General features: G+C 40.6%; 12 protein-coding genes and 1 tRNA gene. 10 read left to right on the top strand and 3 right to left on the bottom strand.

Translation table 11 applies throughout. From position 1 onward, the window contains the following. Positions 1 to 20: 20 nt before the first annotated feature. Positions 21 to 97: transfer RNA gene (locus SANK73390_RS18245), tRNA-Asn, on the bottom strand. A gap of 1027 nt (positions 98 to 1124) precedes the next feature. Here SANK73390_RS18245 and SANK73390_RS18240 point away from each other — a divergent pair. From SANK73390_RS18240 to SANK73390_RS18230, 3 genes are all read left to right on the top strand, one after another. Next, on the top strand, positions 1125 to 2504 hold the full coding sequence (locus SANK73390_RS18240) for an MATE family efflux transporter (protein ID WP_462767836.1): 1380 nt from the start codon (positions 1125 to 1127) through the stop codon (positions 2502 to 2504). Continuing rightward, positions 2501 to 4510, top strand: a complete 2010-nt coding sequence (gene uvrB, locus SANK73390_RS18235; RefSeq protein WP_462767835.1) for an excinuclease ABC subunit UvrB — start codon at positions 2501 to 2503, stop codon at positions 4508 to 4510. Before SANK73390_RS18240 ends, uvrB begins: the two co-directional genes overlap by 4 nt. Positions 4511 to 4874: 364 nt before the next feature. Beyond that, a complete protein-coding gene (locus SANK73390_RS18230) occupies positions 4875 to 5090 on the top strand; it encodes a hypothetical protein (RefSeq protein WP_462767834.1) in 216 nt (71 codons plus the stop codon). A 302-nt stretch (positions 5091 to 5392) separates the two neighbouring features. Here SANK73390_RS18230 and SANK73390_RS18225 read toward each other — a convergent pair whose 3' ends face one another. Both SANK73390_RS18225 and SANK73390_RS18220 read right to left on the bottom strand, forming a co-directional pair. Further along, on the bottom strand, positions 5393 to 5527 hold the full coding sequence (locus SANK73390_RS18225; RefSeq protein WP_462767833.1) for an InlB B-repeat-containing protein: 135 nt from the start codon (positions 5525 to 5527) through the stop codon (positions 5393 to 5395). A gap of 69 nt (positions 5528 to 5596) precedes the next feature. Next, positions 5597 to 5860 (bottom strand): InlB B-repeat-containing protein, encoded by a 264-nt coding sequence (locus tag SANK73390_RS18220; RefSeq protein WP_462767832.1) that lies wholly within the window; start codon positions 5858 to 5860, stop codon positions 5597 to 5599. Positions 5861 to 6094: 234 nt separating this feature from the next. On the opposite strand from SANK73390_RS18220, the gene SANK73390_RS18215 reads away from it, so the two are divergent. The 7 genes from SANK73390_RS18215 to SANK73390_RS18185 all read left to right on the top strand — a co-directional run bounded on the left by SANK73390_RS18215 (position 6095) and on the right by SANK73390_RS18185 (position 16535). After that, positions 6095 to 6316: a hypothetical protein gene (locus tag SANK73390_RS18215; protein WP_462767831.1), complete on the top strand. Its 222-nt coding sequence runs from the start codon at positions 6095 to 6097 to the stop codon at positions 6314 to 6316. A gap of 719 nt (positions 6317 to 7035) precedes the next feature. After that, positions 7036 to 8337, top strand: coding sequence for a phenylacetate--CoA ligase family protein (locus tag SANK73390_RS18210; RefSeq protein WP_462767830.1), 1302 nt, complete (start codon positions 7036 to 7038; stop codon positions 8335 to 8337). Next, positions 8328 to 9542: an aminotransferase class V-fold PLP-dependent enzyme gene (locus tag SANK73390_RS18205; protein WP_462767829.1), complete on the top strand. Its 1215-nt coding sequence runs from the start codon at positions 8328 to 8330 to the stop codon at positions 9540 to 9542. Before SANK73390_RS18210 ends, SANK73390_RS18205 begins: the two co-directional genes overlap by 10 nt. 93 nt (positions 9543 to 9635) lie before the next feature. Next, the gene (locus SANK73390_RS18200) at positions 9636 to 12092 is read left to right on the top strand and encodes a penicillin acylase family protein (RefSeq protein WP_462767828.1); all 2457 of its coding nucleotides are present in this window, start codon (positions 9636 to 9638) and stop codon (positions 12090 to 12092) included. Between the two features lie 26 nt (positions 12093 to 12118). Continuing rightward, on the top strand, positions 12119 to 13918 hold the full coding sequence (locus SANK73390_RS18195; protein ID WP_462767827.1) for a cyclic peptide export ABC transporter: 1800 nt from the start codon (positions 12119 to 12121) through the stop codon (positions 13916 to 13918). Next, positions 13905 to 14885 carry a sulfotransferase domain-containing protein gene (locus SANK73390_RS18190; protein WP_462767826.1) on the top strand — a complete coding sequence of 327 codons (981 nt, stop codon included), beginning with the start codon at positions 13905 to 13907 and terminating at the stop codon, positions 14883 to 14885. The genes SANK73390_RS18195 and SANK73390_RS18190 overlap by 14 nt, the downstream gene beginning before the upstream one ends. 51 nt (positions 14886 to 14936) lie before the next feature. Next, positions 14937 to 16535: an MBL fold metallo-hydrolase gene (locus tag SANK73390_RS18185; protein ID WP_462767825.1), complete on the top strand. Its 1599-nt coding sequence runs from the start codon at positions 14937 to 14939 to the stop codon at positions 16533 to 16535. Positions 16536 to 16541 lie beyond the last annotated feature (6 nt).

Below are 16541 nucleotides of genomic sequence, written 5' to 3'. Positions count from 1 at the left end.
AATCGTTATGATGAAAAACTTGGCTCCCCCTCCCCGACTCGAACGGGGGACCTGCGGATTAACAGTCCGTCGCTCTAACCAACTGAGCTAAGGGGGAAGCGTGTATCTCTCAACGGGGCGAAATATTAATGACCCCATAGCAAGGTGTCAACCAATAAAGTGACATAAAACTAAAAAACTGTCTTATTCGCTGCTTTTATACCCGATTTGCTGAAATTTATTGCAATTAGGTTTCGTGACAGAGTACTTGCTTAAGTGGTGAAACTTAGTCGATAGTCTAAATTTTGTATCAAACGTGCGATTATTAGGCTTTTGAGTTAATTATTAGTCGAATAGGGTGTTTTATAAACTTTTCTTTTTGATCTACATTGTGAGTACAAGATCGTTGATAAAAGATCAGGCAGAAGGAGAGTAAAATTTGTGCTCAATTTTGCTTGGTGCGCGATTGTTGTGTGCTACCACCCTATGAAAGCAGCATAGATTATCTGTGTATATTTTAAAGTTTATATAAAACAGAGGGTTAGTTATTTGTTTTGTTTAACTAAATAAACTGGGGTAGTTTAAGGTACGAAAGGGGGTGGCTTTTTTTATATTGTTTTTCGTTGTGCTGCAAGCAGTTTTGATGAGAGATCAACTTGTCAGTATTAGCAGCTTGAAAATGATCTCTCTGCAGAGCCTTATTTTATTGGTGTTTATTGACTTATCCACGGAATCTGTGGATAACATTGTTTATTAATATTTAAGAAGTGTGTCAAAGCTATGAAAATAGAGCCCTGCGAGCATTTCAATATATTTCCTTAAATTATTTTTTGCCCATAAAATCAAACGCTTATTAAAATCACTTATTATTGGCGCAGATTTTGATATAAGTGAACTTTTTATGACCAAAACGCCCTTTTGTTGTGCAAAAAAAATACGCTTAGGTGTTAAAGGTGTAACTAATTTGTCATTTAAAGGGGTTTTGTGCGCTTTTAGCCAGTAACTCGGTCTATTCAAAGCGAAAGTCATTGTTCTATGCATATTTAAAGTAAAAAGAGCAACGATAAAATGATTGATGAATTGACTGGGTTTAAAGCCTGGGATGATTTAAAATACTTGGCTTATTATAGGAGAACACGCATCATATGTCGTCTGTGCACAATCCAAATAAAGACAATGATATCTTAAGTGCAGATATCGCCACTACTTTGAAACGAATGACCATACCAATGATTTTTGGCATGATCACCTTAATGATGTTTAATATTGTAGACACGTTTTTTATTAGTATGTTGGGCACTGAACAGTTGGCTGCTGTCAGCTTTACTTTTCCAGTGACGTTTACGGTAATAAGCCTTGCTATAGGGCTTGGTATTGGCACCTCGGCGGTGATAGCTAAGGCACTTGGAGAGAATAATATTGCAGAGGCAAAATTTGATGCGACGATTGCACTGTTAATATCAGCGGTTTTTGTATTTTGTTTATCGGTGCTTGGTTTTTTGTTCATTGATCCTATCTTCAAGTTATTAGGTGCTAATCATCAAGTTATGCCTTATATCTATGATTACATTTCAATTTGGTTTTTAGGCAGTGTCTTTTTAATTACACCTATGATTGGTAACTCAGTGTTGCGTGCCAGCGGTGATACTAAAACACCAAGTTTTATCATGGGATTTGCAGGTTTGATAAATGCGGTTCTTGACCCTCTTCTGATATTTGGCGTTGGACCATTTCCTGAGTTAGGTATTAAGGGAGCAGCAATAGCAAGTGTCATAGCATGGTCGGTTGCTATGGTGATCATTTTGTATTTGCTAGCAATTAAAAAGCGTTTACTCAGCTTGCAAGGTGATCAGCAAGGTGTAGTTAGTGCAAGTCGAAAAATACTCAAGATTGGCTTTCCTGCTGCAGGAGCGAATATGCTAACCCCCTTGGCTATGGCAGTTATGACCGCCATTGTGGCAAGTTATGGGCCAGAGGCTGTTGCGGCTTTTGGTGTAGGCAGCCGTATAGAATCAATAGCAAGTTTAGTCGTTCTGGCTTTATCAATGACTTTACCTCCTTTTGTTAGCCAAAACTTCGGTGCGGGAAAATATGATAGGGTTCAGCAAGCTTACAAACAAACGCTAAAATTTGTTATGTTGTGGCAGCTCTTTATTTATCTTTTATTGTTGGTATTTTCAGGTCTGATCAGTCGTACTTTTGGTAATGAGCCTGAAGTTGTGCGTGTAATAGAACTGTTTATCTATATTATGCCGCTGGGTTACGGGCTACAAGGCATTATTATTTTAACCAATTCGTCATATAATGCGTTGCATAAGCCTATGAATGCACTGGCATTGAGTGTAGTAAGGCTGTTTATTTTTTATGTGCCCTTTGCCTATTTGGGCGCTTTACTTGGAGATCTGACTGGTCTATTTATCGGCGCCGCAGTTGGTAATTTGGTAACGGCGTTAGTTGCGTATAAGTGGTTTAATAGTAGCCTAGCGAGAATGCAAAACGCATCATTGAAGGAGTATGCAAGATGAATGATGAATTTAAATTAGTGTCACCGTTTTCTCCAAGTGGCGATCAACCTACCGCAATTACACAGTTATGTGATGGCTTAGAGGCAGGGCTGGCGCACCAAACATTATTAGGTGCAACGGGTACTGGTAAAACGTTTACCATGGCCAATATTATTAGTAACTTGAACCGCCCAACCATCATTATGGCACATAATAAAACGCTAGCAGCGCAGCTTTATGGAGAAATGAAAGAGTTCTTTCCTGATAATGCGGTAGAGTACTTTGTATCTTATTACGATTACTACCAGCCAGAAGCTTATGTGGTTGCCAGCGACACCTTTATAGAAAAAGATGCGTCAATTAATGAGCATATCGAGCAAATGCGTTTATCAGCAACTAAGGCATTGCTGGAGCGTAGAGATACGATTATTGTGGCATCGGTATCAGCTATTTATGGTTTGGGTGACCCTGACTCATACATGAAAATGATGTTGTTACTTAAAGTGGGTGATAGCGTTGATCAACGCGATATGCTCCGACGCTTAGCGGAGTTGCAGTATACTCGAAATGACATGGACTTTAGCCGAGGTACTTACAGAGTGCGTGGTGAGGTAATTGATGTTTTTCCTGCAGAGTCAGATTCTTACGCTATTCGAGTTGAAATGTTTGATGATGAAATTGAGCGTATCAGTATGTTTGACCCGCTCACGGGCGCGGTTGAGAAACATTTAATCCGTGCAACGATTTATCCAAAAACTCACTATGTAACGCCACGCGAAAAAATTCTAGGTGCCATTGAGAATATCAAAGTCGAACTAAAGTCACGTCGTGCACAGTTACTCGATAACAATAAACTGGTTGAAGAACAGCGGGTTGCTCAACGCACACAGTATGATATTGAAATGATGACTGAGCTGGGTTATTGCTCTGGCATTGAAAACTATAGTCGTTATTTGTCGGGTAGAACACCTGGCGAACCGCCGCCAACATTACTTGATTATTTACCTGATGAAGCGTTAATGATCATTGATGAGTCACACGTTACTGTGTCACAAATTGGGGCTATGTATAAGGGCGATCGAAGTCGCAAAGAGAACCTAGTAGAATATGGTTTTAGGTTACCTTCGGCTATGGATAACCGACCTTTAAAGTTTGATGAATTTGAAGCTATCGCACCGCAGACTATTTATGTGTCAGCCACGCCTGGTGATTTTGAAATGGATAAATCAAATGGTGATGTGGCAGAGCAGGTGATCCGGCCAACAGGTTTACTTGACCCTGAACTTGAAGTGCGTCCAGTTTCAACTCAAGTAGATGATTTATTGTCTGAAATATACCTACGTGTAGAGAAAAAAGAACGCGTATTGGTCACCACGCTTACCAAGCGAATGTCAGAAGATTTAACTGATTATTTAAATGACCACGATGTAAAAGTGCGCTATTTACATTCGGATATAGATACGGTTGAACGAGTAGAGATCATTCGAGATTTACGTAAAGGTGTATTTGATGTACTAGTGGGCATTAACTTACTTCGTGAAGGCTTAGATATGCCTGAAGTGTCGTTGGTCGCAATTTTAGATGCTGATAAAGAAGGTTTTTTACGCTCTGCCCGGGCATTGATCCAGACCATAGGCCGTGCTGCACGACACTTAAATGGTAAAGCTATTTTGTATGGCGATGTGATCACCAAATCAATGCGCAAAGCCATTGATGAAACTGACCGACGCCGCACCATTCAACATGCGTACAACCAAGAACATGGTATTGAGCCACAGGCATTGGTGAAAAAAATCACCGATGTGATGGATGTAGGTGAAGAGGTAACTGAGCAAAGCACAGTCACTACTATGCACAAAAAGTCGGGTAAAGGTCATACTGTGGCTAGCGACCCTAAACAAATTGCGACGCAAATCAGTGAACTGGAAAGCAAAATGATGCATCATGCCCGTGAACTTGAGTTTGAGCAAGCGGCTAAAGTACGTGACCAAATTCATGAGTTGCAGCAACAGTTGCTAGGTATTTAATCCCTTACAGCGTTTTTACGTTTAAATGGCTTCACCGCTACAGTGTAAAAACGTTTTGCTGGCGAATAAACGATTCCGGTTTCGAATTGAATTACGTTCCCAAAGTGGGCTATGCTGGCAATAAAAAAAGCTATAACGAAATTAGAATATGATGCTATCAATTATGTTAGCTACGGCACTCAATACTAGTAACGCGACGAACCTTCCAGACTTTTCGGATTGCCAAATTAACTATAATAATGCGCTTTTAATTGGCTCAGTATGTACAACAGTGCAATTGCCATTGCAATATGATGAACCTATCAAAAGACAAAATTTCGCTCTTCGTACGTAAGTTTCCGGCCAAACAGTCTTTAGGTTCGGTATGGCTGATTTGCTTGTTGGCATTAAAACGATTCAGCTTGAACATAGTTGCACTTGGCTAGAGCTTGGTTTTGAGCGTTTGTATCATATCAGTGGCAGCTTTAGGGAAGACTTTGTGCCGCACACTCGATTAGGCTCTGCAGATAGGAATATAAGAGGTGAAGATCCTACTTTGCTAAAGGCTTTGTCGATATTGTATAAAACAAATGAAGTATAGTGGCGAATTTAATCACTCGGTTACAAAAACAGCCAGCTTTTAGCTGGCAGTTTTTTGAATATAATCATCAAAATATTCGAGTGATTAAGTATATATAGTAACTTTAGACTTCACTCTAGTTTACCCTATATGCGCTTAATTAGTCCCTTTTTTCAATCTGCGTGATATGAGTAGGAACGCTAACACGCCCAATGAGCCAGAACTTGATGATTCTGCTTTGTTACTTTCAGTTTTATTACCTTCAACTTTAGCGTTTTGTCCTGAGATTTTGCTATATTGCGCCGTGATCGAAAGTGCACTTGTTACTGTATCAAATGATTCCCCCAACCTGTAAACTCGTAGTTTTCACGCGTGGGAGACTCTGGCGCAACCACCGAAGAGCCGTGCTCAACATTGAACTGTGCAAGCTCTTTACTATCCCAATCTTTGAAAATCACCAGATTTTTGTTGATCTCGTATTGTGCGGTAATTGTAAGATTTGCGGTGATGTTGCTAAGCGCATGGTCCTAACTGCTAAATGTATAGCTTTCACGCGTGAGTTGTCTATCGAAGTCCGTGGCAGTTTGACCATTGTTAACAATCTCTTGTTTTAGTACCGTGTCATCCCAGTATTTAAACGTCACTTGGTAGGTGTTAATGTCGAATTGTGCGGTAAAGGTTGTATCAACCACAATTTTTGATAAAGCCTGAACCCAACCTTTAAACGTGTTTCCATCACTTGTTGGATCGTTCTCTGGTGCACTAGGCATTTGCCCTTCTTTTACCTTCACTTCTACCATCCCAATTAACAAACTTGGCCGTGTAAATTACAGGTTCTTGGCCTATGACAGAGATATTCAGTTGATTATTTTCATACTTCAGTTCTGGCTCATCTGATATCAGCTTGAACTGCACTGTGTTTTGCTTGGTTGTTTTTGCTGTGAGGTTAAATGTTACATCGGCTTCATGTGTTTGTGCAGAGATAGTAAATTCACAATTACCACTGCCGTTTAAGAATTGACAATATGATGTGGCGGTACCGCTTATATTGTCAAATAGAGTGCCTATGTGTTCGCCAGCCAACTAGTGAGGAAGTGTCACAGGCAGGTATTGCCAAAGCCAAACTACATAGAAAGCCAAAAGTGGCTATGGTGGGCTCCGATCCTAAACAACTAGCAGCACAAATTAGTGAACTTGAATCATGGACATTGAAATCAGTCCTAATGGTGTACACCAAATATGGTTAAGAAAAAAGATGAAAAGTGCGGCATTAGACAGGCAAAGTTGGAACTACTGCCCAAGTTGGGCTGACGCTGATAATGTAAATACGTAAAAGTTGCTCGGTAATTATACCGTCAGTTTCCCTTGGTAATTACACTAGTACATCTATTTTAACCATTATAGTGATTGATGTTCCTAGCACTGAATGTCTCAAAGTGTACACTATACTGAACAGTTAACTCATCATTAATAGGAGCATTTTACTTATATTGCGGTTTGCTGCTGGTTAAATATTGTTCTCCTTGAATCAAGCTGGCGTTTATAGTTTTGCTATTTGCAAATATAAAAATGCTAAACTCACTCAAAATCGCACACTGTAACCGTTGTAAAAAGCTCGCTTTATTGAAAAAACCTGTAAGCTCCATGCTTTTGTATAAAAAATTCATAACAAACTGATATTAAAAGAAATAATTATATTTGGTATATACACCCTACAAAAGCAAATAAAAAATATATTTTAAATTCAGTGTGTTACTTTTATTTCGTGATTATCTAGATGCTATTAGCTGTATGTTAAATGTTCAATTGTTAAAATAAACGGTATTCTTAAAACCAGAATAGCCAGTTGTTAACAATATTAACAATCCCCTATTATTTATTAATATTTAAGAACCATCTTGTTCTCAAAAAATAAGCGTTATAGTATCTAATTTATAATTTTATTTATATCAAGGGATAGATTGTCGTGGACGTGGCCTTTAAAAAAATAAAAAACGAGCTGGATTATGCATACAAGAACACTGGCTTCTTTAGAAAACATTTAGATCAGGTTGGGCTTACTTTAGCCGATATTACCCAGACCAGTGATTTACTAAAAATACCACCCACAGTTAAACGGAATTACCGCCAAGGTTTTCCTGCGTCGGTGATAGCTTCTGGCTATAACTTGAAAAGCCCCTATGTGATGCGTTTTCAAAGCTCTGGTACAGAAGGAGATAGACTCGTGAGTGTGGTGTTGTCATATGATCTCGCGAGGCGTCAAGCCAGTTGTATCTCCGTTAACTCTGCATTTTCATCATTGTGGAAGCCTGGATTAAAGCTACGTACCTGTCGCTTTGCTGCACCAAACTGTTCGGACGTTGAATGTGCTAATCCCAATAGCACGATGGAAAGTCGTATGCTACCTGATGGTACGTTGGTATTGCCTGTATATCATGACTTACTGACAACCCCAGAGCAGATGGTAAATCGCGCGTTAGATGAAATAGAGGAGTACGACCCTCATCTCCTATTTGTAGACCCAACTCACTTCGCATTTTTGATTAGAGCTATGAAAAAAGCAGGGCGAGTGCCTCACAAAAAGGAAGGTTTTTGCATTATGTCTGGCTACACCTTGTGTACTCAGGTAGCACGTCGCCAAATTAAAGAGTGTTTTGGTGATAAAGTCGCTTTTGCAGACATGCTTGGTATGTCTGAGCTAGGTTACATTGGCTTTGAATGCCCAGCAGGGTATCAGCATATCAACATCAAAGATTACCATATTGAATTTATCAAAGATGGACAAACAGCTAAACCAGGGGAGTTAGCAGAAATGGTTATCACAACTCTTGGTGATCGCTTATCTCCTCATATTAGATATGCCACCGGGGATCTCTACCGTTTGAACCCTGAACCTTGCCCATGTGGGAACTCTGCCCCCATGGTTCGTCATGAAGGGCGCGTTAAAAACGTATTATGGCTCAATGATGGTGCGCTAGTAACACCTAGAGAATTAGATGATTTGATAGGTCCAGCAGCATGGATAGACATGTATCAAATGAATCAGCTAGATGATGATGAATTTAGTTTTCAGTACATGAGCAATGATGACTGGACACAGCAACTCGAAGATGAGCTGTTAGAAAGGCTCAAGGATAATTTAAAAACAAATAACCTCCATTGCTCCACAACAAGTTATTTACCTGCCGATCGTGGCGGTAAATTCATGTCATGTGTTTCAAGTGTTGCAATGAGAGATGAAAAAAGGAGTTTAATATCATGGATCTAATAAACTGCCAATCGGACTTTCCTGTTCTTGAGCGCCTTATTGATGGGCAAAAAGTTACTTACTTAGATAGCGCTGCCACATCATTGAAGCCACGTTCGGTAATCGAAGCGATGTCTAACTATTACTCTCAAAATGGCGTGAATATTCATAGAGGGAAATATTACCTTTCAGAGGAAGCATCAGATTCTTATGAGCGGGTTAGATATTCACTAGCGCAATACTTAGGCGCCTTTGGTAATGAGATAGTATTCACAAAAGGCACGACAGAAGCGCTAAATATGGTGGCATATGGTTTGGACCTTCAACCTGATGATATTGTGGTTGGCTTCTTAGATTCACATCATGCGCAAATGTTGCCTTGGCGTAGAGCCGCAGATTTAAGATTAGTTAATGTTAATGATGAAGGGGGTATAGATTTAGATCATTACTATGAGCTACTTAAACTCAAACCAAAGGTCGTGGTACTTACGCACTGCTCAAACGTAACGGGCACCGTTGCGCCTATCGAGCTGATGACTCAGGTCGCGAAAGAAGCATGTGATGCAATAGTGGTTGTTGATGCCGCACAGTCTATGCCACACCCGCATTTACGCATTGATGTTTCTAAATTAGACGTCGATTTTGTCGCTTTTTCAGCTCACAAAATGCTAGGTCCAACAGGTGTTGGATGCCTATATGGAAAAAGCGCACGACTGAATGAGCTTCGTCCACTGATGGTTGGTGGTGGTATGGTTGATTGGGTTGATATGGAAGGCTCACAAGAGCGAAAAATACCTCACCGTTTTGAAGCGGGTACTCCTGCAATTGCATCGACGTTGGGCTTTGGTGCCGCATTGAACTACCTAAAGCAGTTTGGTGAAGAAGCATCTTTAGCACACACAGAAGAACTCACAGAAGCAATTATAAAAGGTGCTTTAGCGCGAGATTACATCCAATTGTTAGGGACGAAAAGCGCGAAGAATCGCTGTGCTATAGGTAGCTTAAGAATTAAAGGGTGTGATGACCTATCGGATATTGCGCGTTCATTAAGTGACTCTTACGGCATTATGTGCCGAACTGGACACATGTGTGCTCAGCCCATAGTTGATCAGCAAATGGGTGGTGAGGTGTTACGTATCTCAGCGTACATCTACAACACCCCACAAGAGATTGACCAATTCTACCAAGCATTAGATGAACTTGTTTACTTTCTGGGGCTTGTATAACAGGGCTCAACGTTAGTTTGAGTCTCCACCTATCAAGGAATTGTGTAATTGAGAGACTGCTATTAAAGCGGAACTTCATAAGGAAAAAATGACATGCTAATGCGCTCAAATCCAATATTATTTCGTTTTATATTATGGATTGTTATTCCGATAATACTGTTGTTTGCATATGGCTACAGTGTTTTGTTGAAAAGCTTGCCACAGAATGAAGGGGTAACCCATCTTCAAGGCATAAGCTCTTCAGTCAAAGTAATTCGTGATGAAAACTCGATTCCTCACATTCAAGCTGAAAATGATCTTGACGCATTTTTTGCGTTGGGTTACGTGCACGCTCAGGAACGCTTGTGGCAAATGAACTTTGCAATTCGCTTAGCAACTGGTCGTTTGAGCGAAGTGTTGGGGAGAGAGTCACTGCAAAGTGATAAGTTTATGAGAACATTAGGTATTTATCATGCATCGCAAACCGCATTAGAGTCTTTAGACCAACGTTCACTACTGACACTTGAGGCGTATTCAAATGGTATAAATGCTTGGATCGAAGAAGACAACATGCTGCCGCTAGAGTTTAAGGTTCTTGATGTTGAACCAGAGTTGTGGAAACCCATTAACTCACTCGTGTTGATAAAGTTGATGGCCTATAACTTGGCAGGTCCGCTGAATTATGGCAGTGAATTAACGCTCAGTGCGTTAATTCAAGAACTTGGCGTCGAAAAAGCAAATGAACTGATGCCCAATGTGAACATGAAGAGCTTCCCTGATAAGCATACTGCAAGCTTGGTCGAGCCAAATTTGGTACAAGGGCTTTTGGCACAAAATAGTCAATTACAGCCTCGGTTCAATCTTGGAGGAGAAGGGCTGGGCAGCAACGCATGGGCTGTATCTGGCAAACATACTCAAAGCGGCTTACCTTTATTGGCAAGTGACCCACATTTACGAGTCGAGATCCCATCGGCTTGGTATTTGGCGAACATCACAGGTGATAAGCTTAATGTTACGGGGGCAACCTACCCAGGTACACCTGTGGTATTTATGGGACGTAATGAGTCGATTGCATGGGGTACTACCAACATGCTGGCAGATGCAGCGGACCTTTATGTGATACGTACCAACCCACTAAATGTTGATCAATATGAAGTAGATGGTCAATGGCTCGATATGGATATTGAAAACGAGATAATCCATGTAAAGTCAGACTTTCCGCAGTTTTTAACCGACCCAATTCCAGCAGTCGAATGGCAAGTGCGTAAAACGCGACACGGGCCATTGATCAGTGATGCGCTTGGTCGAGCTGAACGTCCATTGGCTTTTCGATGGAGCGCGCTGGACCGACAGGATAAGACTTTCAAAAGCTTTCTGGATATTAACTATTCAAAAGATGTGGAGACTTTTAAATCAGCTCTTCAAGACTATGTAGCGCCAGCTCTGAACTTTGTTTATGCAGATATTAGCGGCGATATAGGCATGTTTGCAGCAGGTAATATCCCTATTCGTCATCATAGCAATGGTAGATTACCAGTACCTGGATGGAACTCGATGTATGAATGGGATGGGTACATTCCAACGGATGCGATGCCGCAGATGGTCAATCCCGAACAAGGATATGTACTCAATGCGAATAATAAAAATCACGCTGATGACTACCCATACCTGGTTTCCAACGTATGGGCAGTACCGTATAGAGTGAAACGTATTGAACAGACAATTCAAGAGACTGTAAATGAAGGTAAAAAATTTACGGTACAAGATTTTGTTGAATTACAAGGCAATGTCGACAGTTTGCAAGCACGGCAGTTGTTACCGTTCTTTGTGGGGCTAAAGGCCAAAAACAGTGAGCAACAACAGGTTATTAATAGGCTTAAAAACTGGCAAGGCTTATTGTCTGGCGATAGTGAAGAAGCCGTGATGTATGAAGTATGGTTACGCCACTTTAATAGTTTTCTACTCAGTGATGACCTTAGGGGAAATCATTTACATGAGGAAAGAGGCAATGAACTTCAGGATTTTGTGAATCGTTTGAAACCGACACTTCTAAACCGCGCTGTTCATAAAAGTAGCTCATTACAATTTGATTGGTGTGATCAAATTAACACCGAGAAAAAAGAGACTTGTGAAGAGTTAGCATTAAGCGCATTAAGTAGTGCGATTGATGAAATTAATCGCAAGCATGGTCAAGGTGAACCGTGGAAAGAAGTTCATGAAACTCATTTCCCTCATTTAGCCCTCACGTCAAGCCAACCATTAAGCTTTATATTTGATAGAAAAATCGCCGCCAGTGGGGACCGTTACACAGTAAACAGTGGCAACTGGAGATATTCTGACAATGATGGTTATCGCACAACTTCTACTGCTAACTACCGTCAGGTTATTGATCTTAGTGACAACACGAAAGACGGTTTCATTAATAATACTGGGCAAAGCGGAAATGTAGTGAGTACACACTACGACGACAATATCGAGCCGTTCAAACAATTAAAGCTATGGCCAATGCAGTTAGCGGCGAAAGGTGAGACTAAATCAGCATCAACACTGATATTAGAGCCAAGCAAATAGCAGGTTGAGTAAAAGGAGCTTTAAAAATGAAAGAACACAATGAGAACTCACCGATAGGGTTATTCAAGCTATTGACTGCAACTGCACCCAATAAGATATTTTTATCTATTTTGCTTGGGTCTATGGCAGGTGTAGCGTACGCCATTATTGTACCTTTGATACTACTGTCTTTGCAGCCTTCATTAGGGCGACTTATGCAGCCTGATTTTGAATCTTCATACTGGTTGATGGGAACATTTGAAATATCATCTCCATCACAAGCGCTTTTTTACTTCTTGATAGTAATGTTTATCTTATTATGTAGAGTGGTATCAGAAACAATGGTTGCACATACGTCAATTGATGCAACGGTGGAGTTAAGGAAGAAATTATATAAAAGGGTTTCTCAACTTCCTATCCAAAGCTTGGAGCAATTAGGACACTCTCGTATTTTGACTGCGCTGAACAACGACATCGCACGCGTTACAGAGGGTGCAGCTGTTTTCCCTAATGTATTGGTCGCTTCTGCAACTTTATTCGGTATGTTGGCGTTTTTAATGTACCTAAAAGTTGAAGTATTTTTGTTCATTGTTGGCGTTATTGTGGTTGGTACCGTGACTTATCGTCTGCCGTTACTTTTCGGCCGAAAATATTTGACGGCTGCTCGCAACAGCTTCGATGGCATACAAGAAGGGATGAGGGGCCTCATATATGGTGCAAAAGAGTTAAAACTTAATCAGCAGAAAAAGCATGCTTTTTTGGAGGAAAACCTCCATGCCTATGAAAATGAATATACAGTGGCACAAAAGCGAGGCCGCTTTTTCTTAAGCGTTGGTTTGAACTATGGGACCCTAATTAGTTTTGTGGCGATAGGTCTTGTGACTTATGTGATGGCCAATTACTACGCACTTTCAAATGCAAATTTGCAGGGAATCGTTATGGTCTTGTTATACATAACGGGACCAATGGCTGCGCTAATCAGCTTGGCAAATAGCATCATTATGGCCCAAATTGCAGCTAAGAAATTGAATAGTTTGCTGGAGGAGATGCCTATAGAAAGTAATTCAGGCTCTATCATATCTAATGAGCCAATTGAATGTCAGCAGATACAAGTGAAAGGGCTAGAGTATATTTACCCCGTTCAAAGCAATGGCGATGCTGCCTTCCATCTAGGGCCAGTTGATTTAACGCTTCAGCGTGGGGAGGTCACTTTTCTAGTTGGCGGAAATGGCTCAGGAAAAACCACACTGTCAAAACTACTTTCTCTTCATTATGTCCCCAGTAAAGGAGAAATTGACTTTGATGATAAAGCAGTGACTGATCTCAATCGAGATACTTATCGACAAAGCGTTTCCGCAATCTATTCTGATTTCTATTTATTTACAAAGCTGTATGGCTTGTCTTCAGATGAAATCGATCAACGTGCAGCTCAGAATATAAAAGAGTTGGGTTTGGAAGCGAAGGTAAGTGTCAAGGACGGCATATTTTCAACCACTGAATTATCAGCCGGCCAGAAAAAACGGCTCGCACTGCTAGTGACCTACCTAGAAGATAGATCAATTTATGTATTCGATGAATGGGCTGCGGATCAAGACCCAAGCTTTAAAGATATTTTCTACTACCAAATATTACCTGAGTTAAAGCGCCTTAATAAGTTGGTGATCGTGATTACACATGACGACCGCTACTTTGATCTTGCAGATAAAGTTGTGAAAATGGAGAACGGTCAAGTTGTAGAGGAAATTACCAAGGAAGCATCATCACCTACTGCCCAAACTAAACAACAGGCGACGCATGACATAACAGTGAGCAGCTCTACATTGGAGAAAGAACATGTTGAGGGATAATCAACATTTAGATGCGCAAAGAGATGTGAGAAAGTATTTTAGAGCATTTGAGCTGTCTACCGAATATCGCATACGTAAATACTATGGTAAATCATTGTTTAACAACCCTTGGCAGCTTCTATCAGGGGTCGTGGAGTATCAATTTCTCAGCTATTACTTTGCGAAAGCTCCAAAGTGGCGTCTGTTTTTAAGACGCCTTTATTCTAAAGACCGTATTGTGCCAAATTATGTTGTTGTCGGCCCAGTAAAAAGTGGTTCAAGTGATTTAGTAACTCATTTGCAAATGCACCCTAATGTCATGCATCCGTTGGCGAAAGAGGTTAGAGGTACACATCCAGATAGAGTAAAGCTGTATTACCCAACGACAGCAGAGAAGCAGCGTTTGCAAAAGCAAACTGGTCATTCGGTGAGGTGTGGTTATCTTAAACCAGAACTGAATAATCTCGATATGATGGAGCAGTTGTATGCGCTAAACCCTGATTCGAAAATAGTTATTACGCTCAGAGATCCTGTTTCTCGAGTTTATACGCACTGGAAGTGGGAGTTGTTCTTAGGTGCTCGCGCATTGAAAAATGACCCACATTTTAAGACTTTTGGAGCGTATGTTGACCGTATATTGGATTTCTTCCCCAGTATTTCTATGAAATCTGCATGTGGTTTTCCAGCGCTTGAAACGGGAATTTATTATAAATCTGTTGAACATTGGATCAATCGTTTTGGTCAAGATAATGTTTTAATTTTAGATTCAGCCGAATACTTTAATGAGCGACAACCTACATTAGAAAGAGTGCAAAAGTTTTTGGACTTGCCTGTTATAGACATTCCCGAATATGGCGAAAAAGCCAATGAGAATCCAATACGGTTTCCTCCATCTAGTCGAAGCGCCAATGAGAAACTCTCCGAGTTTTATCGTCCGTATAACCAAAAACTCTTTGAGCTATTAGGCAAAGAGTTTGATTGGAAATAACAGCTGATCGCGAAAGGTCACCTCTAAGAATTTTCTGGATTGAGAATCATAATGAATAACGAATTACTATACCTAAAACCTGATGTTTACTTTGAACCCCTGTTAAATCATTGGTACGCATGGCCATACTTGATGCCACCAGTAACTTGTGCACGCCATGTAGTAAATACTCACCGTCGAATTATGCAATCTTTCGTTAAGAACTATAAATTACATATTATAGCGTCGAAGGAGTCGGTGTTAACTGGTGGGGAGTTTTTAAACTGTACCGAAGAGCAAGTTGATGATATTAAAGCGCTGATCGAAGAATTAGATGAACGATGCGGTGACCTTATTGAGCTGTCGGATGCTGTTAAGTATTTAGATGATTTGCTATATGCGCATAAAAGTGGTGAAAGCATTGAATACTTATATGAAAAGGTGCCTGATCCACTCAAAGGATGTGTTGAATTATTTTTAGATATGGAGCATCGTCCATCCTATCGTATCATTGAGCCTTTGATGTACCGTAGCCAATATTACAAACCACAGCTACAAAGTTTGTCTTTTGGTTTGCTCTCGAGAGTGGGTGAACGTCCGTTTGTACTTAGCACTCCTCGCTTACCAGATGAAAATCACCTTCAGGTCAATGCTGATTTCAATGCCGCGATTGTTGATGCTATTTTTCAATCCAGAGAAAAACCGCTCACACTGACACAAATTGATGAGTTGTTCGAAGGGCTCTCACAAACAGGTGGTGTGTCGTATAGAGATCTTTTTACGTCTGCAGCTCCGGCTATTAAGCACGTTCCTGTAGAAGAAGGTGTCAGGCTTAATTACACTGGGCATGCGGGCTTTATGGTTGAAACCAAAGATATATGTATCTTGGTCGATCCGATTATTGCCTCAAGAGAAAGTCACCATGACGATACCATGATTGGCTATAGCGAGCTGCCCAATACGATTGATTATATCTTGCTGACTCATACTCATATGGATCATGCAAATATAGAGACATTACTGCAACTGCGTTACAAAACTAAACAGATTGTTGTGCCGAAAAACAATGGAGGCACTATTGCCGATCCGTCGTTACGATTGATGCTGAAACAGTTGAACTTTGACGTGATCGAAGTCGATGATTTGGAAGAAATAGAAATTCCCAATGGCCGTATTGTGAGCTTACCATTTCTTGGTGAACATGGTGACTTGAACATTCGTTCAAAGGCAGCTTGGTACATTGAAGCATATGGCAAAAAGTGCTTTTTTGGGGCCGACTCTTCAAACCCTGACCAAAACTTATACATGCAGTTAGGGAAGCTCTTTAATGACCTAGATGTATTAGCCATTGGCATGGAATGCGTTGGTGCACCATATACGTGGGCATATGGGGCTTTACATACAAAGAAAGTGTCAAAAGCGATTAAAAACTCAAGGCGCCTAGATGGTTCAGATTGTGCACAGGCAATCCCTATGGTACAGGCATTTAATGCTAAACAGGTGTGCGTTTATGCGATTGGGCTGGAGACCTGCTTTAAATATTTTAACGGTCTAGAACATGAAGAAGACTCTAGACAAGTGCAAGAATCAACAAAATTTCTCGAAGCTTGTAAGGATATGGGTGTGCCAGCAGATATGCTGTTTTGTAAAAAAACCATTCACCTCAAGTAACAAAAC

This window comes from Pseudoalteromonas sp. SANK 73390, assembly GCF_054966645.1.
Note: the sequence above shows the minus strand (reverse complement) of the source record. Positions and strands in the feature narration are given on the sequence as shown.

Bases quoted from the DNA above. Each gene is read 5' to 3' on its own strand.
- SANK73390_RS18240 (WP_462767836.1), top strand. From the start codon at position 1,125: ATGTCGTCTGTGCACAATCCAAATAAAGACAATGATATCTTAAGTGCA.
- uvrB (WP_462767835.1), top strand. From the start codon at position 2,501: ATGAATGATGAATTTAAATTAGTGTCACCGTTTTCTCCAAGTGGCGAT.
- SANK73390_RS18230 (WP_462767834.1), top strand. From the start codon at position 4,875: ATGGCTGATTTGCTTGTTGGCATTAAAACGATTCAGCTTGAACATAGT.
- SANK73390_RS18215 (WP_462767831.1), top strand. From the start codon at position 6,095: ATGATGTGGCGGTACCGCTTATATTGTCAAATAGAGTGCCTATGTGTT.
- SANK73390_RS18205 (WP_462767829.1), top strand. From the start codon at position 8,328: ATGGATCTAATAAACTGCCAATCGGACTTTCCTGTTCTTGAGCGCCTT.
- SANK73390_RS18200 (WP_462767828.1), top strand. From the start codon at position 9,636: ATGCTAATGCGCTCAAATCCAATATTATTTCGTTTTATATTATGGATT.
- SANK73390_RS18195 (WP_462767827.1), top strand. From the start codon at position 12,119: ATGAAAGAACACAATGAGAACTCACCGATAGGGTTATTCAAGCTATTG.
- SANK73390_RS18190 (WP_462767826.1), top strand. From the start codon at position 13,905: ATGTTGAGGGATAATCAACATTTAGATGCGCAAAGAGATGTGAGAAAG.
- SANK73390_RS18185 (WP_462767825.1), top strand. From the start codon at position 14,937: ATGAATAACGAATTACTATACCTAAAACCTGATGTTTACTTTGAACCC.